The following is a 21,013-nucleotide window of genomic DNA, read 5'->3' on the forward strand; positions in this document are numbered from 1 at the left end:
TATTATATCAAATATAAGTCCGTTTGTAACTAGCAAAGAATTCTTTTATGCGCTCTTCTTTAGGATGGTGGATAATCTCATCCGGTGTTCCAGACTCAATGATTTTTCCCTTATCTAAGAAGAGAATCTTATCAGCCACTTGGGCTACAAAGGACATGTCATGACTGACCAAAATCATGGTCTGACCTGACTTAGCAGCATCTGCAATAGACTTTTCTACTTCGCCGACCAATTCTGGGTCAAGGGCTGAAGTTGGTTCGTCTAAGAGCAAGACATCTGGTTTCATAGCGAGAGCACGCGCCAAGGCAACCCGTTGCTTCTGTCCACCTGATAAATGACGAGGATAATGGTTTTCACGGTCAGAAAGTCCAACCTTAGCCAACTCTTCCTTGGCAATCTTGGTTGCTTCTTGGTCAGATAATTTCTTGACAACAACCAAGCCTTCTTTCACATTATCAAGTGCTGTGCGGCGTTCAAACAAATTAAACTGTTGGAAAACCATAGACAGCTTACGGCGTAGGGCAAGGATTTCTTCTTGAGTGATTTTAGAAAAATCAACTGAAAAATCATCAATCTGAATAGAGCCACTGTCAGGTGTTTCAAGATAATTGAGACTGCGAAGAAAGGTTGATTTTCCAGCTCCTGAAGAACCAATCAAGGCTACAACTTCCCCTTTTTGGATATCCAAGTCCAGATGATCCAAGACAGTCTGTCCTGAAAAGGATTTGCTTAAATTCGAAATCTTAATCATTAACGAAGGTCCCCTTTCACATCTGTCTGCACTGTATCAGGTGCAGAAATAGCCATTTTTCTCTCGATGAAACGACCGAGACTTTCAATTCCGATATTGACTACCCAATAAACAAGGGCAACGGAGATAAAGCGTTCAAAGTAACGATAATCGGCACCACCCAAAATCTGAGCTTGGGCAAAGACTTCCACAACACCCGCACTAAAGGCTAGAGAAGTTCCCTTGGTCAAGCCGATTAGGGAATTGATTAAAGTTGGAGTCGCCACAACGGCTGCATTTGGAATAATCACGCGACGATAAACTTGTGCTCGGGTCATCCCCAGACTGCGTGCCGCCTCAATTTCACCAGGATTAACTGAGAGAATGGCTGCACGAATGGTTTCACTAGCATAAGCTGCCTCATTAAAGGCAAAGGCGACAATCGCAAAAGCAGCGGCTGGAATCGCATTGATATTGAGACCAGTTCCCCATTGCTGATTGAGAGCTTTCAAAGCCAAAGGAATTCCGTAGTAGGTCAACATGAGTTGCACCAAAATCGGTGTCCCTTTTAAGAAACTAACAAAGAAGGCCTGCAAGGGATATAAAATCTTGACACGATTGATCTTCACAATGGCAAAAAGAAGCGCCAAAACCAAGCCAAAAAAGGCACCACCAATTGTCAACATAATCGTTGTTGGAAGTTGTTGGACAATTCTCGGAATTCCATCAAAGACCGAACGCAGGCTAAACAGCTTGCCATCCGGAATCAATTGCATCAAATTTTGGTACCAATCTGATGCTAAAATCGTTGTAACATTCATAAAAACATCCTCTCCTGATAATGATTCATTCTACCATACTTCTGCCGTCAATGAAATTATTTGCTACGGTCAGATACAGACTTTGTCTACCTACTAGTTTATCATACTTTGAAACAGGGAGGCTATATATTTTATCTATCAAAGAGATAGATAAAAACTATTTCAATCCCAATTCTTCATAAGGTTTTCGATAACCAATTTGCTTAACAGTTCCATTTTCTACTAAAATAGGCCGTTTTAACAACATACCGTCACTTGCTAGTAACTCAGCCGCTTCTTGATTTGACAGACTTCCCACCTTATCTTTCAACCCCAATTCACGGTATTTGATCCCACTGGTGTTGAAAAATTGCTTTAGCTCGAACCCTGAGGTTTCTAGCCAGTTTAAAATGACTTCTTGGCTGGGTGTTTCTTCGACGATATGAACGGCTTTATAATCCACACCGAGTTGGTTTAATTCTTGTTTTGCTTTTTTACAAGTTGAACATTTTGGGTATTCGATAAATTCTAACATGTGTTTTACTTTCTATTTTATATCTTTAAAATCTGCGCCTTCATGCTCCAAGAGCCAAGCTTTCTTTTCCACTCCTGCAGCATAACCTGTCAGACGCTTGCCTGCTCCCAGCACACGATGACAAGGTACTAGGATAGACCAAGGATTGCGCCCCACTGCTCCACCAATTGCTTGAGCAGAAGCCACTTGTAGCTCTTGGGCTATTTGTCCATAGGTCACTGTCTGACCATAAGGAATTTCCTGTAAATAGGACCAAACTCGCTTTTCAAAATCCGTTCCGATTGGAGCCAAGGGCAAGTTGGATAAATCATGAGACTTGCCTTTAAAGTAAACATCTAAGCCAGCAATAACTGGGTCTAAAATGGGATGACTAACAACTGCTTCTATCGTCTCATCTCCTAGTCCCCTCTCAAAATGCTTCTGCTCCTGCACCCAAATGCCATACAGATATTGCTCGTCGGCAACCAAAGACAAGGTTCCTATTGGCGAAAAGTAGCGCATTTTTACGTACTTCTTTTGCATTATTTCTTCAATTTTTGATAGGCCAAGCGTTCGCCATCAACTGGAACCTTACCAACCTGTTTAAATCCAAGCTTTTCAAAAATATGTTGCATAACCTTGTTTTCAGCATGCGTATCTGAACGAAAATCAAGATAGTCAAAACCTTCGATCAAGCCCTCTAAAAAGGTTTGAGCAACTCCTTGTCCCTGCATAGCTGCAGCCACAGCAATACGATGAAAGACTAGGTACTCTGGCTCCTCAGCTTGCCAGTTTCCTTCATAAATGGCTTCATAGGCTTCCTCTGGACTCTTGGTCACAGCAGCATAGGCTAGTAGTTCTCCCTCTTCCAAGGCTACATAGGCTTGACCTGAGATAATATCCTCAATAATAATATCAGCATTTGGATAACCATTTTGCCACTGGTCACTACCAGCATCCGCTAAACATTTTTTAGCATCCTCCATCACTTGCATGATGGCATCTACTTCATTTGGAAAAGCTAAACGAATCTCCATCTTTTCTCCTCATTTCTGACTAGTTTCTCCCATCATAGCATAATTTAGGTCTTTCTACAAGCAGTTAAAACTTGACTTTTTGTTTTTGTTATTTTATAATCTAGTTATTAAAACTAGATAAAAAGGAGTTGAAAATGAAAACTACCTTTTCCTACCCCAAATGGGCAGAAATCCCAAATATTGACCTCTATCTGGACCAGGTTTTACTCTATGTCAATCAGGTCTGCGCCCCTATCTCTCCTGATAAAGACAAGGGCCTAACAGCATCTATGGTCAACAATTATGTGAAACATGGTTACCTGACAAAGCCTGACAAGAAAAAATACCAACGCCAACAGATTGCCCGTCTGATTGCTATCACAACCCTCAAGTCTGTATTTTCTATTCAAGAAATAGCCCAGACACTTAATACTCTACAAAGTCAAGCAAGTTCAGAGCAACTCTACGATGCTTTTGTGGACTACATGAACCAAGGAGTTGACCCAGCTAACCCTATCATCCAAACCAGCTGCCAAACTGTTAAACTCTATCATCAAACTCTAGCCTTAATCCATCATACTCAAGAGGAGGTAATCCAATGAACACTAGTCTTAAACTCAGCAAACAACTCAGTTTTGGAGAGGAGATTGCTAATAGCGTGACCCATGCCGTAGGTGCAGTCATCATGCTCATCTTACTCCCCATTTCATCCACCTATAGTTATGAGGCACACGGATTTTTATCCTCTATCGGCGTTTCCATTTTCGTTATTAGTCTCTTTCTCATGTTTCTATCATCCACCATTTATCACTCTATGGCCTATGGTTCAACCCACAAATATGTCTTGAGAATCATTGACCATTCTATGATTTACGTTGCCATTGCTGGCTCATACACGCCCGTCGTCTTGACCTTAATGAATAACTGGTTTGGCTATCTAATTATTGCCATCCAGTGGGGAACGACCATCTTTGGTATTCTCTATAAAATCTTTGCTAAAAAAGTCAATGAGAAATTTAGCCTTGCTCTTTACTTGATTATGGGCTGGTTGGTTCTGGCTATCATTCCTGCCATTATCAGTCAAACAACGCCAATTTTCTGGAGTCTCATGGTAACTGGCGGACTCTGTTATACAGTTGGGGCTGGATTTTACGCCAAGAAAAAACCTTATTTCCACATGATTTGGCATCTCTTTATCCTAGCTGCATCTGCCCTCCAATACATCGCCATTGTTTATTACATGTAAAAAAGTTGAGAAACTCAGTCTCAACTTTTTTCTTTACACATATTTATAAAGTACTTGTGCAAGCGCACATCATCAGTCAATTCTGGATGAAAAGAGGTCACTAACATATTTTTTTCTTGAGCAGCAACGATTTGATTGTCAACTGTTGCTAGAATTTCTACACCCTCTCCAACACTGCTGATAATTGGACCACGGATAAAGGTCATTGGAATCTGACCGACTCCCTTACATTCTGCTTCCGTATAGAAACTTCCTAATTGGCGCCCATAGGCATTTCGCTCGACCACCATATCCATAGTTCCTAGATGACTCTCTTCCTGAGAAGTAATTTCCTTAGCCAGCAAAATTAAACCCGCACAGGTCCCAAAGGCTGGTAAACCAGATAGAATGGCTTCTCGAATGGGAATCAGCATGTCCTGCTCACGTAAGAGCTTGCCCATGGTTGTAGATTCTCCTCCAGGCAAAATCAAACCCGACAAATCACTCTGATGTTTCTGAAAATCATCTAGATTTCTGATTTCAACACTCTCGACACCTAATTGATCTAGCACTTTTGCATGTTCTGCAAAGGCCCCTTGCAAGGCCAATATTCCGATTTTCATCTATTTTCCTCGCTCAGCCATGAGGATTTGGATCTCATTTTCATTGATACCAACCATGGCTTCTCCTAAATCTTCAGAGATTTGAGCTAAAATTTGAGGATTACGGAAGTTAGTCACCGCTTTGACAATAGCACTCGCTCGTTTAACAGGATCTCCTGACTTAAAAATACCTGAACCGACAAAGACACCCTCTGCCCCTAATTGCATCATCAGCGCGGCATCTGCTGGCGTTGCAACGCCTCCAGCTGCGAAGTTTACAACTGGCAATTTTCCATGTTCATGGACATATAGAACCAATTCTACAGGGACTTGCAAGTCCTTAGCAGCAACATAAAGTTCGTCCTCACGTAGGTTTTGAATGCGGCGAATTTCCTGATTCATCATACGCATATGACGAACAGCTTGGACGATATCCCCTGTACCCGGTTCTCCTTTGGTACGAATCATAGAAGCTCCTTCAGCAATACGACGCAAGGCTTCGCCCAAATCCTTAGCACCACAGACAAAAGGAACTTGGAATTCTTTCTTATCCACATGGAAACGGTCGTCAGCTGGAGATAAAACTTCACTCTCATCGATATAGTCAATTTCAATAGCCTCTAAAATCTGAGCTTCAACAAAATGCCCGATTCTGACCTTGGCCATCACTGGAATACTAACTGCTTCTTGGATTTCCTTAATCATCTTTGGATCACTCATACGAGAAACACCACCAGCTGCACGAATATCAGCTGGAATCCGCTCCAAGGCCATAACAGCAGCCGCACCAGCGGCCTCTGCAATACGGGCCTGTTCAGGATTTTGCACATCCATGATAACACCGCCCTTGAGCATCTGTGCCAAGTTTTTATTTAATTCATATCTATTTTCAGTCATTTGTTTTATCCTCATCATTTGTATTGGTAGCTACCTTTTCATTTTAAGTCAGAACAGAATGAATCACAAGATAAAAAAATCATAATTGTATGGGTACAGACTAGCTAAAAAACTATCTGACCTTAGCTTAAGGCCAGATAGTTCATCAAATATTATTTTTCAGCTGTAAGGGCAGCCATTGTGATGTAGTTGTATGGTTTGTTGAAGTGTGGCAAGAAGAATAGATCTGTCAATGCCAATTTATCAATTGTCACATGCTCTTGGATAGCAAGTGAGAACATGTGGATTCCCATGCTGATTGCAGAATCGTGTGAGACCATTTGGGCACCAAGAATTTCACGGCTATCTTTGTCAAAGACAATCTTAATTGCTACTTCATGGTTGTCATGTTTCATGAATTCTGGTTTTTGTAGATCGTTAAAGCCTGTTTCAGTCGCATTGTAACCTGCAGCTTTCGCTTTTTCAAGAGTCAAACCAGTTGAAACCATGTGAAGACCATAGATTGAGATACCGTTTGATCCTTGCACACCTATTCCTTCCAATTCATGTCCACAAGCGTTGTAGGCACCAACGATACCAGTACGAACTGCGTTTGAAGCAAGGGCGATGTAGCTTGTATCTTTACGAGCATTGTCATAAACAGTCGCACAATCACCAACAGCGTAAACGCCTGGGATAGATGTTTCTTGTTTCTTGTCTACAAGGAAGGCACCGTTGCGGAAGAGTTCAATCTTACCATCAGCAAGTGCTGTGTTTGGACGGAAACCAACTGCAAGAACAACCATATCCACATCAAATGTTTCTTTGTCTGTTACTAAGCGCTCTACTTTTCCATCACCTTGGATAGCTTTTACTGTTTGACCAAGCGCCAAGCGGATGTTGTGGTCTTCCAAGTTCTTCGCCATCATTTGAGTGAAGTCTTTGTCATAGTAACCGTTCAAAACAGTGTCTACAATATCAACAAGGACAACTTCTTTTCCTAGACGCTCGAAGGCTTCAGCAAGTTCAACACCGATATAACCACCACCAACAACAGCGATGCGATCTAGGTGTTTGCTCTTGTCAGCAAGTTTTTCGATGACTTCTTCTGCGTTTTGGTACAACTTAACAAATTGAACATTTTCAAGAGTCGCTTTAAATTCACGGTTTCCCTTAACAATTTCAGCCCCTTCGATTGGTGGCAAGATTGGTGTAGAACCTGTAGCGAAAATCAATTTCTCGTATGATTCTTTGTGCTCTTTTCCTTCAACTTCTGCAGTCACAACTTTATTGTCGTAGTCAATTGAAAGAACAGGTGAGTTCATGTAAACTTTAGCACCTTTTGCTTCCAATTTTTCTTTATCAGAATAGAACAAGCCTTCAGCACCGTCAATTTGTTCCCCAATCCAAAGGGCCATTCCACATCCTAGGAAAGAGATGTTAGAGTTTTGGTCAAATACAACGATTTCGTTCTCATTTCCAAAATTATCCAACATGGTATTGATACATGCTGTACCAGCGTGGTTAGCACCAACTACAACGATTTTACTCATAAAAAATTTCCTGCCTTCAATTTTAAATTTACTCTACTAGTATACCATTTACTGTTAGCGTTTACAAGTAGTTTCCTATTATTTCAGCATTTTTTATCAAAAATAATTCCCCATTTATCCTGTTTTCAAGCCTCATGAATTTTATGAGCATATTTCTTGACTTTTTCCAAATTTTATTTGTGAAAAGTCTAACTTTATGGTATTCTAATAACATGAAAATAAAATGTAAGGGCTTCAATTTAGATAATTACTTGATATTACAACTTATTTTCTATAAGAGAAAGGAGTTGGTAGCTTGCCTCTAAGTTCACATTCCGAACAGCTAATGGGGACTACTATCACTATTTCATTAGTAGATGAGCGAGCCGATAGCTTGCTCCAAAAATCCTTTGATTTACTCAGAGAGCTAGAATACCGCTTCAATGCCAATAGTCAGGAATCTGAGTTGATGGAAATCAATCATCAAGCTGGAATAGCCCCCGTCACGGTTCATCCAGACCTGTTTGAGCTGATTTCACTTGGGTTAGAGCATAGCTTAGCGTCCTCTAGCCATCTCAACATCAGTATTGGTCCCCTAATTCAAACCTGGCGCATTGGTTTTTCAGATGCCAAAGTTGCACAACCTCAAGAAATTGAAGCGGTGCTACCTTTAATCAATCCTCATGATATCGAGTTAGATTCTTCTACTTCCACTGTGTTTTTAAAACAGAAAGGAATGAAGATCGATCTTGGTTGTTTAGCCAAGGGTTATAGTGCGGATAAGGTTGCACAATTTCTTAGAGAAGAGGGAGTGACATCTGCCTTAATCAATCTGGGAGGGAATATCCTGACCATTGGAAAAAATCAGGCAAGAGGAAATCAGCCTTGGCAAATCGGAATTCAAGACCCAGCCAATCCGAGGGGAAATCACTTAATGACTATCCCTGTTGTCAATCAATCTGTCGTGACTTCAGGCATTTATGAACGTTACCTGACCGTCGATGGACAAGATTACCATCACATTTTTGACAGCCAAACAGGATACCCTGTTGAAACAGAACTCGCTAGTCTCACAATCATCTCTGATAAATCAGTTGATGGCGAAATCTGGACAACTCGACTCTTTGGAGAAAGACCTGCTTCTATCCTCTGGCAAGTCGAAAGTTTGGAGGGCATCGAAGCCATCCTCATCGATAAAGAAGGTCACCTAAGTTGTTCTTCAGGAATTCCTACTCTATAGAGACAACTGTTTCAATGGAGTTTTAAAATCGTATTATGTAAAAAGAGAAAGGAAATCTCATGTTAAAACTTATTGCTATTGTTGGAACAAATTCAAAACGTTCTACAAACCGTCAATTGCTTCAATACATGCAAAAACACTTTGCTGACAAAGCTGAAATTGAACTTGTTGAAATCAAAGACATTCCTGTCTTCAATAAACCAGCTGACAAGCAAGTACCTGCTGAAATATTGGAAATTGCTGCTAAAATCGAAGAGGCAGATGGCGTTATTATCGGTACTCCTGAGTATGACCACTCTATCCCAGCTGTTTTGATGAGCGCTCTTGCTTGGTTGTCTTATGGTATTTACCCACTCTTGAACAAACCAATCATGATTACAGGTGCTTCTTACGGTACACTCGGTTCATCACGTGCTCAAATGCAACTTCGCCAAATCTTGAATGCTCCAGAAATCAAAGCAAGTGTCCTTCCTGATGAATTCTTGCTTTCACATTCTCTTCAAGCCTTTAATCCAAGTGGAGACCTAGTGGATCTTGATGTTATTAAAAAACTGGATGCCACTTTTGACGACTTCCGTATCTTTGTAAAAATCACAGAAAAATTGCGCAACGCACAAGCCCTACTTCGAAAAGATGCTGAAGACTTTGACTGGGAAAATTTGTAAGATAGGAGACCAAAAAGAATGAAATTTGTTGGACTTGTAGGATCAAACTACGATCAATCATATAACCGTAAACTCTTGGAATTCATCCGTCGTCACTTCAAACTCAAATTTGAATTAGAAGTTCTCGAAATTGACGAAGTTCCAATGTTCAACCAAGACGAAAAATGGGATGAAAGTTTCCAATTACGTTATTTATATAACAAAATTACTCGTGCTGATGGTGTCATTATTGCTACTCCTGAGCACAACCATACAATCTCAGCTTCCCTAAAATCTGTTCTTGAATGGCTTTCATATGAAGTTCATCCATTTGAAAACAAACCAGTCATGATTGTGGGAGCTTCTTACTACGACCAAGGTACTTCTCGTGCCCAAGTTCACCTTCGTAAGATTCTTGATGCTCCAGGTGTTAATGCCTATACGCTTCCAGGTAACGAATTCCTTCTTGGTAAAGCCAAAGAAGCTTTTGATGTTAATGGAAATATCACAAATGAAGGAACTGTTAATTTCCTTGAAACATGCTTGGACAACTTTGTAAAATATGTGGGAGTCGTTTCAAAATTGAAAAAACCAAAACCAATTGAACCAGAAGATTTATATTGTACAAATTCAATTGCAACTACCATTCAAGGTGTTGATCCAGATGATCCTGAATGGGTAGAAAAAGCAGCTGAACTTGTTGGAGCTGTTTCTGGAGATACTTACGTTAAATTAGACCACGGTATCTTAACAGTTAACCAAATTGACATGTTCTTGAAAGCAATGCCATTTGAGTTGACATTTGCAGATGATAATAACCAATTCTTGTACTTTAATAACGCCCACCAAGATCCAAATACAATGTTTGGTAAACGTGTACGTGCTCAATCAGGAAACCGTTTAGGAACTGTACACGGTTCATTGCCAGACTCTAGAATGAAAAACGTTGAATGGGTTGTCGGCGTACTGCGTAATGGGGACCAAGAATATGTCCGTACAATTGTGCCGGGAACACCAGAAGGCGTTATCAATACCCACAATTACCAAGCAATGTACTATCCAGACGGTTCATATGCTGGAATCAATGAGATTATCTTTAATTTCCAACCATGGCTTGACTGGTACCTCAATACAACTGGTCAACGTCTAGTTGGTGGAAATGCTGCAGCTCCTGCCGGAGGCCACGGTGGCGCAGATGCCACATCTGGAGCTTCTGATGCAGGTGATGCTGGAAGTCACGGTGGTGGCGCAGACGCTACAGCCGGTGCAAGTTACTAATGATAGTTTTAGGAACCATTTTGGTTCCTTTTTAAGTGACAAAAGACTAGCAGTTTGTGTCTGCTAGTCTTTTGGTATTATTTCATCTATCCTTGTCAAAAGAAAGAATATTCATTATGAATTTGGGTCATCAAGACTACGGCCATGTAACCCTTTTTCACGTTGGGCTTGGCGTAGTTTTTCTGGTGTAACATCGTTCCCTTCTTCGTCTACAATTTTGATTCCCTCAATGTGGTGACGAACAGTGCGACGATAACCTTCGATGTACTCCTCACGTAGTTTGGCTTGTTCTACTTTTTCCTCTGGGGTCAAGCCTTCTGTTTTTTTCTTTTTGGCAAGCTCGTTAATACGAGCAATTTTTTTCGGATCCATTTCTTCTCCTTTATGATAAGATAAACTCCGTTTGACTGAGTTTATTTAGTATTGATTTGGTTAAAACGAGCAAGCTTAGCTGCTTTTTGAGTTAAATGAGACAAGATTGCCAAACGATTTTGACGGACAGCCTGATCTTCGGCCATAACCATAGTATTTTCAAAGAAAGCATCAATAACTGGACTAAGCGCAAAGAGCTGTTTCAATTGCTGACTGGCAGTCCCTGATAAAACAAGTGTATCTACTGCTTCCGCCAAGGCTTTCTCTTCTTCATTCTCAAAGAGAGCTGAATCAACTGTAGCTACTCCTTCTGCCTTCTCAGCCAAGTTAAAGGCACGAGAAAGTGATTCAACAGATGGTTTGAAATCTTCTTCCTTGCTTGCTTCCACGAGAGCACTTGCCGCTTCCAACATATCCGCCACAACAAAGTTTGATCCTGCAAGAACGGCTTCCTTGATGTCTTTTGGAGTAGAACCCATCATCTTATCAACACGAGCCTTGATAAAGTTCATAACTTCTGCTTTATTTTCATAAGTCAAGCTGTCAAATTTCAAAGCATAAAGGCTATCAATCAGCTCATCCATAGCAATATGCCAACCAAAGGCATCCAAGATACGAACCACACCTTGGGTCGCGCGACGAAGGGCATACGGGTCATTAGAACCTGATGGAATCAAACCTACTGAGAAGAAACTCAAAATCGTATCCAATTTATCTGCAATAGCAAGCACTGCACCAACCTTGCTCTCTGGAAGTTCCCCTTCAGCTGATGTAGGCATGTAGTGTTCACGAATAGCAGCTGCTACCGCTGGAGTTTCCCCAGCAAGAAGGGCATATTTCTCCCCCATAATTCCTTGGAGCTCGTCAAATTCACCAACCATACCTGTCAACAAGTCAAACTTGTAAATGGCTGCTGCACGGGCTAGGTCAACTATTTCATCAGCTGACAAGCCCGCTTTTTCAGCCAAAAGTACAGCGATTTGACCCGTACGAATCATGTGTTCACGAAGGGAACCAATCTTCTCATGGAAGGTTACATTGTTTAATTTTTCAACAAGATCTGAAATCACCAATTTTTGGTCTTCACGCCAGAAGAATTCTCCGTCTTCCAAGCGAGCTACCAAGACTTTTTCATTTCCTTTGATAACATTTTCCAAATACTCTGCGTTTCCGTTACGAACAGAAATAAAGTTTGGCAATAGTTTACCGTCTTGATCACGAACAACAAAGTAACGTTGGTGCTCTTTCATTGAAGTCACCAAAACTTCTTCTGGAACGTCAAGGTATTTGGCATCAAAACTTCCCATGAAGGCAGTTGGGTATTCAACCAAGTTCAAGACTTCATTCAGCAAATCAGCATCAATTTCGATATGTACACCATGCTCAGTTTCGATTGCCTTAATTTGGTCAACAATCATTTGCTCACGTTCACGTGGATCTGTGATTACAAACTGCTTACGAAGATCTTCTTCATAGCTCAAGGCTGACTGAATCTTAGTTTCTTGTCCTAAGAAACGATGACCACGGCTCACACGACCTCCCTTAATATCAAGGAAATCCAAATCAAACTCTTGCTCATCCAAGAGAACAGTTAAAGTGTGAACAGGACGAATGTATTCAAAGCTATTTCCAGCCCAGTGCATGCTGACAGGGAAAGTCAAGGACTTCAAAACATCTACAACACCAGGAACAATGGCTTCAACTGCTTGACCAATTTCTTCCTTAGTGACATAGACATATTCTTCACCCTTGATTTCACGGAATTCGATATCTTCAACAGTCAATCCTTTTCCACGAACAAATCCTTGAGCTGCTTTGGTGAAATTTCCATCACTATCCAAGGCAATTTTCTTTGCTGGCCCTTTAAAATCTTCTGTCAAATCAGACTGTTTGTCTGCTAGACCAGTCACACGAACAGCCAAACGACGTGGTGTTGAGAAGGTTTGAACGGCTTCAAAAGACAGGCGGTTTTCCTTGAGGAAGGCTGCCATTTTTTCCCCTAGTTGTTTTTCACTTGGTGTGACAACATAGGCTGGTAATTCTTCAAGACCGAGTTCTACTAATAAGTTTTTTGTCATGTTTTTTCTCCGAAAAATATCTTTTTATTTTCCAGTTTGCCTTATGTGATTGGCACGCAAGCAACCAACTTCGTTGTTTCATTGCTAAAATTGGAGCCAAAAGTCTCCAATTTTGCCTAGTATCCTTAGCTTCACTAAGGATACCTTCATCACTGCGGCAACTGGTTCAGGGCTCACACTGTTGGCCCATTTTCGTAATTTGTCACTTTCTTTATTCTGCGTCTTCTGCTAAGAGTTTAGCTCTTGTTTCTTCATCTAAAAGTGGGTAGCCTAGGCGTTTGCGTTCTGCGACAAAGGTTTTGGCTACGACACGGGCTAGGTTACGAATACGAGCGATATAGCCTGCGCGCTCTGTTACAGATACGGCACCACGCGCATCAAGCAGGTTAAAGGTGTGTGAACATTTGAGAACATAGTCATAGGCAGGGTGCACCAAGCCTTCTTCTAATGCACGACCAGCTTCTTTTTCAAACTTATCAAAGTTTTCCAGCAACATTTCTTGGTCCGAAATTTCAAATGAATATTTTGAGTGTTCGTACTCAGGCTGGATGAAGATTTCTCCGTATTTTACACCATCAGCCCATTCAATATCATAGACAGAATCCACTTCCTGAATATAAGAAGCCAAGCGCTCCAAACCATAGGTGACTTCCGCAGTCACAGGGCCAGTTGTCAATCCACCTACTTGTTGGAAATATGTGAACTGGGTGATTTCCATCCCATCAAGCCAAACTTCCCAACCAAGACCAGCTGAACCAGTTGATGGGTTTTCCCAGTTGTCCTCAACGAAACGAATATCGTGCTCCAAAGGATTGATTCCCAATTTTTCCAAAGACTCAAGGTACAGTTCCTGAATATTTGATGGAGATGGCTTCATGACCACTTGGAATTGGTGGTGTTGGTAGAGACGGTTAGGGTTTTCCCCATAACGACCGTCAGCAGGACGACGTGATGGCTCTACATACGCTGCATTCCATGGCTCAGGTCCGATAGCACGAAGGAAAGTGTAAGGACTCATGGTTCCCGCACCTTTTTCATTGTCATAAGCCTGCATGAGCATACAACCTTGGTCATTCCAAAATTGTTGCAAAGTAAGGATGATTTCCTGGAAAGTCAATTTTTTAGACATTGTTTACTCCTTTTTCTATAAATTACTTGCGACACGAGTCTGCCTCGTCGATCATACGAGGCAAGACGAGTTAGTACTGCGTCTAGCTCAGACACTCTAGTGCTGAGCGTGGAGCAGCCCGACTGTAAGGAGATCTCTGCCACTGACGCAGTGAAATGTTAATTTTTTAGACATTGAATACTCCTTTTTTATAAATTACTTGCGACACGAGTCTACCTCGTCGATCATACGAGGCAAGACGAGTTAGTACTGCGTCTAGCTCAGGCACTCTAGTGCTGAGCGTGGGGCAGTCCGACTGTAAGGAGGTTTCTGCCACTGACGCAGTGAAATGTTAATTTCTTAGATATTGAATACTCCTTAATAAAAAATGATTTCTTGCGACACGAGTCTGCCTCGTCGATCATACGAGGCAAGACGAGTTAGTACTGCTTCTAGCTCAGGCATTCTAGTGCTGAGCGTGGAGCAGTCCGGCTGTAAGGAGGTTTCTGCCACTGACGCAGTGAAATGTTAATTTTTTAGACATTGTTTACTCCTTTAGTTTTTATATTTCTTTTTCAATTAATTTCTGCTGAACAAACCAATCCAACAAGGGAAGAGTTTTATCTGTATTTGCCCATAGATGATAAGAATCAAAGACCGCTTGTACACTACCTAGATTCTCTACCAACTTATCTATTGTCAAAAAACTACGCCAGTATTCGTAAAAAATACTTGCATAGTTCTTATCATAAGTCGAAGAACCAAAATCATTCAATGAATGCCAACCATACTTCTTCTGAAAAAGTTCTACGAGAGATTGATTACAAATTTTTTCCGCTTGAAATTCCTCTTCTGTCAAGAAATACTTGCGACTAATATATTCAACCATCCCCTCTTCGAACCAGATATAAGAGTCGTAACCATCAAAATCATCTAAAAAATGCTCCGACCAATGAGCTAACTCATGTCCTACAATCTGTAAGAGGAAATTTTCAGATAAAGAATGATAGTGACTTTCTATTGCTTGAGTTTGCTGAGAACACTCGTAGTCCATCAACTGATACAAATACAACTCTTTCCAAACAGCTAAATCAGGCGTCATAACCATTCGTCTATTATTTGTATAGGCTGGAACAGCACTTTCCCTAATAATCTGTATAGCAGCATTAAAACTTGACCAAATAACGGCTTGCGGTAAATCACAGACTGCAAGTTCATTCTTTAAAAAAGATTGATAATCTTTCAACTTTTCAGTATTTCTTACTACAAAATCACGAAATGCAGCTAGTTGACTATCGTCTTTTACAAGATAAAGGTTTTCCACGTCTCTCCTTTCTTTCACACAATAGACTGAATAAGAAAAAGAACCACATCTGACAATCCTAGGTTGATTTAACCTAGGGGCGTCAGAAACGCGGTTCCACCCTAATTTATTACTTCATTGTTTTTTAAAATACGACAGAAAGCGCCAGCTCATTATTTTGCCCTACTTGGCTCCCACTATCCCAAGCTCGCTTGAAGAACGCCATAAGACTTTCTTTCCTACTGACATTATATCAAAAATTAGAACAATGTACAATTCTTTTTATGATTTTCTAGAAATCCACATCATCAACTCGTGGAGCCCCCGACTGAACAGCTATCGTTTTTAAGGTTTCTCGTTCCTCATGACTTAGTTCAATTCCGAAACAATCAAGATTAGCCTGAATACGCGATGCTGTGACAGATTTTGGAAGTGGTAGAAATCCTTCTGCCAAGCTCCAGGCCAAGGCTATCTGAGCAACCGATTTTTCGTGATTTGTCGCAATTTCTTGCACTTGCTTGCTATCAAACAGTTCTCCCTGACCAAAAGGTCCCCAAGCTTCCAATAAAATTCCTTTTTCTCGACAGTAAGCTACGACTTCCTCTTGATAGACACCTGGAGCCAAACGAACTTGATTGACTGCTGGAACGATAGTTGCTGTTTCAAGCAAGGCATCCAAATGATGGGGAAGGAAATTACTAACTCCAATAGCACGGATTTTGCCTTCTTGATAGAGGTCTTCCATTGCTCTCCAAACTTCCGCATTGCGAGTTTTCCATGCGTCATTTTCTCTGAGCGGTTTTGGATTCGGCCAATGAATCAAATACAAATCCAAATAATCCAAACCCAGCTTCTCTAAAGACTCTTCGAAAGCCTGACGAGCTTGCTCATAGGTTTGCTGACTATTCCAAAGCTTGGTAGTTACGAACAATTCCTCTCGTGGAACTCCGCTATCTTTGATTGCTTGACCAACACTTTCTTCATTCTGATAAATCGCCGCCGTATCAATATGACGATAACCAGCCTTCAAGGCTTCTAACACTGCACGATAGGCTTCTTCTCCATCCTTAGCCTTAAAAGTTCCAAATCCCAATACTGGAATTTCTACTCCATTATTTAATTGATAGGTATTCATATGCTTCTCCTTCTATTTTCTTTATCATTTATAGCATAATTTTTTTGCTAATTAGTACTATCTTCTGTAAAAAATAAGTCTATCACATATCTGACAGACCTATTTTTGTTGCTTATTCATCACGACTATAATACAGTTCATGAGGTTTTAGGCGAGTATTGAGCATCTCTGGTATGGTCACAAAGGTATAACCCTGATTTTTCAAATACTCAATGACCCTTGGCAAAGCATTGACTGTCGGACTGTGAATATCATGCATCAAAACGATAGAGCCGTTAGCTACTTGATGCTGAATTTCCGTCAAAATAGCTGCTTCATTTTTACTCTTCCAGTCCAGACTATCCACATCCCACATGATAAAGCTCAAATCCAAGCTATTGCGAATATCATCTGTAATAGCTCCATAAGGCGGACGCATAAGTTTGGAACTAGAACCCAGCACTTTAGTTAGCACATCCTCAGTATCAGTAATCTGCTTTTTAGCTTCATCAAGAGAGAGTTGCGAGAGAATCGGATGGCTCCAACTATGGTTTCCAACAACATGACCTTCAGATTTTATCCTCTTCACCAAGTCCTCATTCCCAGAAACATTTTTCCCAAGCACAAAGAAAGTAGCTTTAACACCATATTTAGCTAGAGTCTCTAATGCCTGCGGAGTCGTTGCTGGATTTGGACCATCATCAAAGGTTAGAGCGACAACTTTTTGATGTTTCTTATCAAAGTAAGACTGGTACAAGGCCGCATCTTTTTCGAGTAAGTACGAAGATTGGATAACATCAAAGAAAGCAGATACTGGCAAGGCTATCTCTTCTAAATTTTCAACCGCAGGACTCGGATAAAGAATAATCTGACTATCCTTGTAATCAAAATTCCATGCAGATAAGTCTTGGTCAGAGAAGTTTTTTACAATCTGGTTACTCTGATCTTGATCCAATTTTTTATCCTCTATAAAGGAGGTGATTTCTTTTATCAGCTGTTCCTTAGCCTTACTAGCATCTGAAAACAGTTGGTCAAGTGTAAAAGGTTGCCCATCTTCTGTTAAGTGAACCTTTCCTAGACTGGTCTTTTCAGTCTCTTCAACCTTAAAATCAACTAAATCATAGATCTGTTTGGTCGCATTACGATTGACGACTCCCTTTAAACCTGACTCTTCTTGCTCTGTATAGTAGAAAACAAGATTGTCCTTACTTTCTACCTTGTCCTTAATATCTTGATTTATCAGCTCCTTAACAGAGGAAATCACTTGCTCCCCTTGGAGAGGATAATAGGCAATCACTTCGGTTTGACCCTTACGAAAATGATCCTTCTGATTTCCCTCACTCAATTGATCGTCCTTCTCTTTTTTGAGCGATTCAATCTTTTGCTCAAAACTTTTTTGCTGATACATTTTAAAAGCAATAAATCCGCCTAATAAGCAAATAGAAATTGCTAAAATACCAATCAAAGCCAATAATACATGTCTCTTTTTCCCGTGTCTGCCACGTCCCAGTCTACTTTTATTCATATTTATATCATAACAAATTTGAGCAATAATTTCAATGATACAGTTTGGCAATCCACAATTCCTCTAGCAAGCCAAAGCATCTCACATCAACTCTATCAGCCCTATCTGTAGAGATTATGTAGTTTTCTATCTATGGAATTTCTAGTAGATTGAAGCTAGAATAGACACCGTGATTTCTAAAAACATTCTGAGAAATTGATTTATTTTTCCCAGTCGATTTATCCTCAAACATCTCTATACCTCTGATATTTTCTTGATAATACTATATACCCAAGCACTTGTAGTTTTACCTTCAGCTAGTAATGTTGACTTTTCTTCTTCAGATAATTTTTTCCGTAAGTAGTCAATCTGCTGAGAAGTAATGTTCTCTTTCCCCATTTCCTTGACAGATTGTATCACCATTGCAGTTAAGGTTGACATATTTGAAATATCTCCATTATTTCTATGCTTAAATTCTATCCTTGCCTTACCAACATTAAAACTGGCATATCTTCCATCTGATATATAGGTCCATTTTGCTGGTACCTGCGTAGATAAACCAAGTAAATTAAGGGCTGTGTTTCCCGATGGAGCAATGGTCCAATTATATTTTCTAGCAATAGCATCAGCAACTTCATCCACAGATGCCATTGCATACTCTCCAATCAGTTCTATATATTTTGGTTTATAATAAATACCTTTCAAAATGCGAGTAACCTTTTTGTCTTTTACAAGACGATTTAATGTCCTACGAACAGTTTCATATCCTGCAATATCAAAGAAAGCATTTGCTATAAAAACTTGATTCGATTCAAAATTTTCTATCCTGTTTACTATTTCCTGCTTATCGTTCATCTATCACACCTCCTTTGCACCGAATATGATGCTACTTTTGGTGCAAAAAGTCAAATGAGAGTCATTTTATCAAGAGGGAACAGACCTCTTACAATTTCTTATGTAACATCTCTATCCATTTTTATCCCATTTCTTATTTCAGTAATAGCTTGATTATAAAAATCATGATAATCAGCCGTATTTATTTCTTTTATAATAACGCCATATGTACACAAGAGTATTCTCACATTATCATCTAAATATCCAACTTTCGAGTAAAAATACACCTTTGTAAATTCAAAATGTTTCTTCTTGTATGCGAGTAGCCACCACAAATCGATTTCAGCTAAATCGAAAGCAAAACCAAGGATATGCACATCATTGCTTACAAAACAATCAATCCATGAATGATGATAAAAATCATTTTTAGAATTCCATCTTCTTAATAATTCAGACGTATATCCTATCACCTGCGAAAGCAAATAACCATAATGGTATTGTCCTAGTATAATAGAATTTTTTCTGGTTGCTATTCCATGTATATGCCATAGTTTTTTTCGATCACCTAATTTTATATATTGATAGATTCCTAGCTCCCTCTCCTTTTTATTGATTTCCCCCTCCTTCCCATATCCATATAGATTTAAGATTTTTCCAATAGATGGATTAGTACAAATTGTTTTTTCAAATTCAAAGCTGTAATTCGTCGTCAAAATATTCTCTACTTCTAACGTTAATAAGTCCTCAAGAAACTCTTTCTTTTTGAAATCGTCATCTTATCCTTCAAAAAATCAGTTAGTTCCTCTGCGACAGTTTCTTCTTTCCCCTTATAGAGTACTAAAATCCTCATTGGAAAACGCAAAGAATCGCTTATCTCAGCATGTAATGAACGTTTCTCCGCCTCTTTTTCACCTCTAAACTTGTCGACATTAAAGAAATCATCATTTTCTGGCTCGCTTGCAAATAATCTATTGATTCCATTCCCTACTAATAAAATAGGTTTGTTTTTTCTACTTTCATGTTTCCCCATTCCATTACCCTTTCTATTTTTAAAGCGCTTACATCTATTCCTAAAGAAAGATGGATAGAAAGACGCTTTTCAACTTCTTTCTATCCATTACTTCCTTCAAGAGTCCACACCAGCAATTTTCAGTTCCATTTCATGAACTATCTTACTTGTCTCGTGTTTCTTCTTTATCTTACTCTGCCATTGAAGACTTCTACTGATACTAGAGGAGGAAGCATTCCCATCCAAAAGACGGTGTCCTGTTCCCAGAACCATTTCCTCGCTAGAAGCTGAAATATTCCCACTACAGGTTTGCGACTAACTTTTCCTATCGTCATTATCCAGCAATGTAGTAACTTCTATGGTCGCCTGCGATATTTCAACATGTCGCTTATCTTAACTGAGCAAGAATAGCTTTGAGTTTCTCAATCAACTCATCTTCTGTGTGGTCAAACTCTTTCTCATTGGCTAGGAAGGCAACTGCTTGAGCGAGAGTTTCTCGTGCTTGGTCGAGGACTTTCGCATCTACATTTGTAAGGTCGCTTTCTTGCAGAACCTTAGTTAATTCCTTGGTCAATTTCTTGAGTTCTGACTCTTTCTTGCGACGCGCGATGAGGAAGAGAAGGAGACCAAGAAGGGCGAGCAGGCTGCCAATCATCGTACCATATGGAAGATGATCTTGTTCTTTCCTTGTTTCTTTCGTTTCTTCTTCATCCTTAGTCGCTTGCTTACCTCTCAAGGATTCGAGTGCTTCTTTGACCTTGGCAGTCATCTCTTTCAAGCCTGCCTCTGTCAAGTCAGCATTTCTAAGGGCTTCTTGACCCTCTCCGAGAATGACCTTCGTAGCGTCGATGACAGATTGATCAATACCATCCAAGTCTTTCAAACGAGTTTCTAGTTCTTCAACCAATCGAGCAAGCTCAGACTTGTCAACAGGACGAATCTCGCTAGGAGTCGCTGTATTGCCTGAATTGTTTGAAGTGTTTGTAGAAACTGGTGTTTCTTGAGCTGGAGTACTTGCTTGAACCTGTCCAACAGTAGATGATGGAGTAGCAGGGTTCGTGTTGCTACTATCATCAGTCGTCACACCAGGGACTGGAGTGTTACCACTATTACCTGGTGTCACACTGTTGCTATTGCTGTCAGCAGGGGTGGTAGTACCGCCGTTGTTCGTGTTAGCACTGTTATTAGTGTCGCCAGACAACGCTGTCTTAGATGCTTCTAATGCTGACTTGTC

23 protein-coding genes are annotated in these 21,013 nt (G+C 40.2%); 5 read left to right on the top strand and 18 right to left on the bottom strand.

Annotated features, from left to right (window positions below; all coding sequences use genetic code 11):
* Positions 1–7: 7 nt before the first annotated feature.
* The 5 genes from HT725_RS09495 to HT725_RS09515 all read right to left on the bottom strand — a co-directional run bounded on the left by HT725_RS09495 (position 8) and on the right by HT725_RS09515 (position 3,081).
* Entirely contained in the window at positions 8–751 is a 744-nt protein-coding gene (locus HT725_RS09495) for an amino acid ABC transporter ATP-binding protein (RefSeq protein WP_173253485.1), read from the bottom strand.
* On the bottom strand, positions 751–1,551 hold the full coding sequence (locus HT725_RS09500) for an amino acid ABC transporter permease (protein ID WP_001103446.1): 801 nt from the start codon (positions 1,549–1,551) through the stop codon (positions 751–753). The genes HT725_RS09495 and HT725_RS09500 overlap by 1 nt, the downstream gene beginning before the upstream one ends.
* Before the next feature lie 157 nt (positions 1,552–1,708).
* Entirely contained in the window at positions 1,709–2,065 is a 357-nt protein-coding gene (locus HT725_RS09505; RefSeq protein ID WP_000889092.1) for an arsenate reductase family protein, read from the bottom strand.
* Positions 2,066–2,077: 12 nt separating this feature from the next.
* Positions 2,078–2,587 (bottom strand): methylated-DNA--[protein]-cysteine S-methyltransferase, encoded by a 510-nt coding sequence (locus tag HT725_RS09510; RefSeq protein WP_173253486.1) that lies wholly within the window; start codon positions 2,585–2,587, stop codon positions 2,078–2,080.
* A complete protein-coding gene (locus HT725_RS09515) occupies positions 2,587–3,081 on the bottom strand; it encodes a GNAT family N-acetyltransferase (protein WP_173253487.1) in 495 nt (164 codons plus the stop codon). Before HT725_RS09515 ends, HT725_RS09510 begins: the two co-directional genes overlap by 1 nt.
* Before the next feature lie 134 nt (positions 3,082–3,215).
* On the opposite strand from HT725_RS09515, the gene HT725_RS09520 reads away from it, so the two are divergent.
* Entirely contained in the window at positions 3,216–3,662 is a 447-nt protein-coding gene (locus HT725_RS09520) for a DUF1836 domain-containing protein (RefSeq protein WP_138707495.1), read from the top strand.
* On the top strand, positions 3,659–4,306 hold the full coding sequence (locus HT725_RS09525) for a hemolysin III family protein (RefSeq protein WP_001097996.1): 648 nt from the start codon (positions 3,659–3,661) through the stop codon (positions 4,304–4,306). Before HT725_RS09520 ends, HT725_RS09525 begins: the two co-directional genes overlap by 4 nt.
* Positions 4,307–4,326: 20 nt before the next feature.
* Here HT725_RS09525 and pdxT read toward each other — a convergent pair whose 3' ends face one another.
* From pdxT to HT725_RS09540, 3 genes are all read right to left on the bottom strand, one after another.
* Positions 4,327–4,908, bottom strand: a complete 582-nt coding sequence (gene pdxT / locus HT725_RS09530; RefSeq protein WP_173253488.1) for a pyridoxal 5'-phosphate synthase glutaminase subunit PdxT — start codon at positions 4,906–4,908, stop codon at positions 4,327–4,329.
* A complete protein-coding gene (gene pdxS, locus HT725_RS09535; RefSeq protein WP_173253489.1) occupies positions 4,909–5,784 on the bottom strand; it encodes a pyridoxal 5'-phosphate synthase lyase subunit PdxS in 876 nt (291 codons plus the stop codon).
* 152 nt (positions 5,785–5,936) lie between these two features.
* Positions 5,937–7,316, bottom strand: a complete 1,380-nt coding sequence (locus HT725_RS09540) for an FAD-dependent oxidoreductase (RefSeq protein WP_173253490.1) — start codon at positions 7,314–7,316, stop codon at positions 5,937–5,939.
* Between the two features lie 295 nt (positions 7,317–7,611).
* On the opposite strand from HT725_RS09540, the gene HT725_RS09545 reads away from it, so the two are divergent.
* Genes HT725_RS09545 through HT725_RS09555 form a run of 3 tightly spaced genes read left to right on the top strand, consistent with a single transcriptional unit; the run spans position 7,612 to position 10,457 of the window.
* Complete coding sequence (locus HT725_RS09545) at positions 7,612–8,535, top strand: FAD:protein FMN transferase (protein ID WP_173253491.1); 924 nt, start codon at positions 7,612–7,614, stop codon at positions 8,533–8,535.
* Positions 8,536–8,594: 59 nt separating this feature from the next.
* The gene (locus HT725_RS09550) at positions 8,595–9,200 is read left to right on the top strand and encodes an NADPH-dependent FMN reductase (protein ID WP_033677008.1); all 606 of its coding nucleotides are present in this window, start codon (positions 8,595–8,597) and stop codon (positions 9,198–9,200) included.
* An 18-nt stretch (positions 9,201–9,218) separates the two neighbouring features.
* Positions 9,219–10,457 carry an NAD(P)H-dependent oxidoreductase gene (locus HT725_RS09555; protein WP_173253492.1) on the top strand — a complete coding sequence of 413 codons (1,239 nt, stop codon included), beginning with the start codon at positions 9,219–9,221 and terminating at the stop codon, positions 10,455–10,457.
* 114 nt (positions 10,458–10,571) lie between these two features.
* On the opposite strand, the gene HT725_RS09560 is transcribed toward HT725_RS09555, so the two are convergent.
* The 10 genes from HT725_RS09560 to HT725_RS09605 all read right to left on the bottom strand — a co-directional run.
* Positions 10,572–10,829, bottom strand: a complete 258-nt coding sequence (locus HT725_RS09560) for a DUF896 family protein (protein WP_173253493.1) — start codon at positions 10,827–10,829, stop codon at positions 10,572–10,574.
* A gap of 41 nt (positions 10,830–10,870) precedes the next feature.
* Positions 10,871–12,907 (bottom strand): glycine--tRNA ligase subunit beta, encoded by a 2,037-nt coding sequence (gene glyS / locus HT725_RS09565; RefSeq protein WP_173253494.1) that lies wholly within the window; start codon positions 12,905–12,907, stop codon positions 10,871–10,873.
* Positions 12,908–13,118: 211 nt separating this feature from the next.
* Positions 13,119–14,036: a glycine--tRNA ligase subunit alpha gene (gene glyQ / locus HT725_RS09570; protein ID WP_173253495.1), complete on the bottom strand. Its 918-nt coding sequence runs from the start codon at positions 14,034–14,036 to the stop codon at positions 13,119–13,121.
* A gap of 541 nt (positions 14,037–14,577) precedes the next feature.
* On the bottom strand, positions 14,578–15,339 hold the full coding sequence (locus tag HT725_RS09575; RefSeq protein ID WP_173253496.1) for an elongation factor Tu: 762 nt from the start codon (positions 15,337–15,339) through the stop codon (positions 14,578–14,580).
* Positions 15,340–15,610: 271 nt separating this feature from the next.
* On the bottom strand, positions 15,611–16,453 hold the full coding sequence (locus HT725_RS09580) for an aldo/keto reductase (protein ID WP_173253497.1): 843 nt from the start codon (positions 16,451–16,453) through the stop codon (positions 15,611–15,613).
* Positions 16,454–16,565: 112 nt separating this feature from the next.
* The gene (gene pgdA, locus HT725_RS09585; protein ID WP_173253498.1) at positions 16,566–17,957 is read right to left on the bottom strand and encodes a peptidoglycan-N-acetylglucosamine deacetylase PgdA; all 1,392 of its coding nucleotides are present in this window, start codon (positions 17,955–17,957) and stop codon (positions 16,566–16,568) included.
* 234 nt (positions 17,958–18,191) lie between these two features.
* The gene (locus HT725_RS09590) at positions 18,192–18,791 is read right to left on the bottom strand and encodes a DUF6088 family protein (protein ID WP_173253499.1); all 600 of its coding nucleotides are present in this window, start codon (positions 18,789–18,791) and stop codon (positions 18,192–18,194) included.
* A 98-nt stretch (positions 18,792–18,889) separates the two neighbouring features.
* Positions 18,890–19,483, bottom strand: a complete 594-nt coding sequence (locus HT725_RS10330) for a hypothetical protein (protein WP_234990550.1) — start codon at positions 19,481–19,483, stop codon at positions 18,890–18,892.
* 20 nt (positions 19,484–19,503) lie between these two features.
* The gene (locus tag HT725_RS09600) at positions 19,504–19,800 is read right to left on the bottom strand and encodes a hypothetical protein (protein ID WP_234990551.1); all 297 of its coding nucleotides are present in this window, start codon (positions 19,798–19,800) and stop codon (positions 19,504–19,506) included.
* A gap of 367 nt (positions 19,801–20,167) precedes the next feature.
* On the bottom strand, positions 20,168–21,013 hold an 846-nt coding region (locus HT725_RS09605; RefSeq protein WP_240149622.1), incomplete at its 5' end, for a hypothetical protein.

The organism is Streptococcus sp. 2579 (assembly GCF_013277195.1).
Classification (GTDB): Bacteria; Bacillota; Bacilli; order Lactobacillales; family Streptococcaceae; genus Streptococcus.

What these genes read in the sequence shown, in the direction of transcription:
- glyQ (WP_173253495.1), bottom strand. Translation starts at nt 14,036, where the DNA reads ATGTCTAAAAAATTGACTTTCCAGGAAATCATCCTTACTTTGCAACAA.
- HT725_RS09580 (WP_173253497.1), bottom strand. Translation starts at nt 16,453, where the DNA reads ATGAATACCTATCAATTAAATAATGGAGTAGAAATTCCAGTATTGGGA.
- HT725_RS09590 (WP_173253499.1), bottom strand. Translation starts at nt 18,791, where the DNA reads ATGAACGATAAGCAGGAAATAGTAAACAGGATAGAAAATTTTGAATCG.
- HT725_RS09495 (WP_173253485.1), bottom strand. Translation starts at nt 751, where the DNA reads ATGATTAAGATTTCGAATTTAAGCAAATCCTTTTCAGGACAGACTGTC.
- HT725_RS09550 (WP_033677008.1), top strand. Translation starts at nt 8,595, where the DNA reads ATGTTAAAACTTATTGCTATTGTTGGAACAAATTCAAAACGTTCTACA.
- HT725_RS09500 (WP_001103446.1), bottom strand. Translation starts at nt 1,551, where the DNA reads ATGAATGTTACAACGATTTTAGCATCAGATTGGTACCAAAATTTGATG.
- HT725_RS09515 (WP_173253487.1), bottom strand. Translation starts at nt 3,081, where the DNA reads ATGGAGATTCGTTTAGCTTTTCCAAATGAAGTAGATGCCATCATGCAA.
- pgdA (WP_173253498.1), bottom strand. Translation starts at nt 17,957, where the DNA reads ATGAATAAAAGTAGACTGGGACGTGGCAGACACGGGAAAAAGAGACAT.
- HT725_RS09525 (WP_001097996.1), top strand. Translation starts at nt 3,659, where the DNA reads ATGAACACTAGTCTTAAACTCAGCAAACAACTCAGTTTTGGAGAGGAG.
- HT725_RS09540 (WP_173253490.1), bottom strand. Translation starts at nt 7,316, where the DNA reads ATGAGTAAAATCGTTGTAGTTGGTGCTAACCACGCTGGTACAGCATGT.
- HT725_RS09555 (WP_173253492.1), top strand. Translation starts at nt 9,219, where the DNA reads ATGAAATTTGTTGGACTTGTAGGATCAAACTACGATCAATCATATAAC.
- HT725_RS09505 (WP_000889092.1), bottom strand. Translation starts at nt 2,065, where the DNA reads ATGTTAGAATTTATCGAATACCCAAAATGTTCAACTTGTAAAAAAGCA.
- HT725_RS09560 (WP_173253493.1), bottom strand. Translation starts at nt 10,829, where the DNA reads ATGGATCCGAAAAAAATTGCTCGTATTAACGAGCTTGCCAAAAAGAAA.
- HT725_RS09520 (WP_138707495.1), top strand. Translation starts at nt 3,216, where the DNA reads ATGAAAACTACCTTTTCCTACCCCAAATGGGCAGAAATCCCAAATATT.
- pdxS (WP_173253489.1), bottom strand. Translation starts at nt 5,784, where the DNA reads ATGACTGAAAATAGATATGAATTAAATAAAAACTTGGCACAGATGCTC.
- glyS (WP_173253494.1), bottom strand. Translation starts at nt 12,907, where the DNA reads ATGACAAAAAACTTATTAGTAGAACTCGGTCTTGAAGAATTACCAGCC.
- HT725_RS09510 (WP_173253486.1), bottom strand. Translation starts at nt 2,587, where the DNA reads ATGCAAAAGAAGTACGTAAAAATGCGCTACTTTTCGCCAATAGGAACC.
- HT725_RS09600 (WP_234990551.1), bottom strand. Translation starts at nt 19,800, where the DNA reads ATGGGGAAACATGAAAGTAGAAAAAACAAACCTATTTTATTAGTAGGG.
- pdxT (WP_173253488.1), bottom strand. Translation starts at nt 4,908, where the DNA reads ATGAAAATCGGAATATTGGCCTTGCAAGGGGCCTTTGCAGAACATGCA.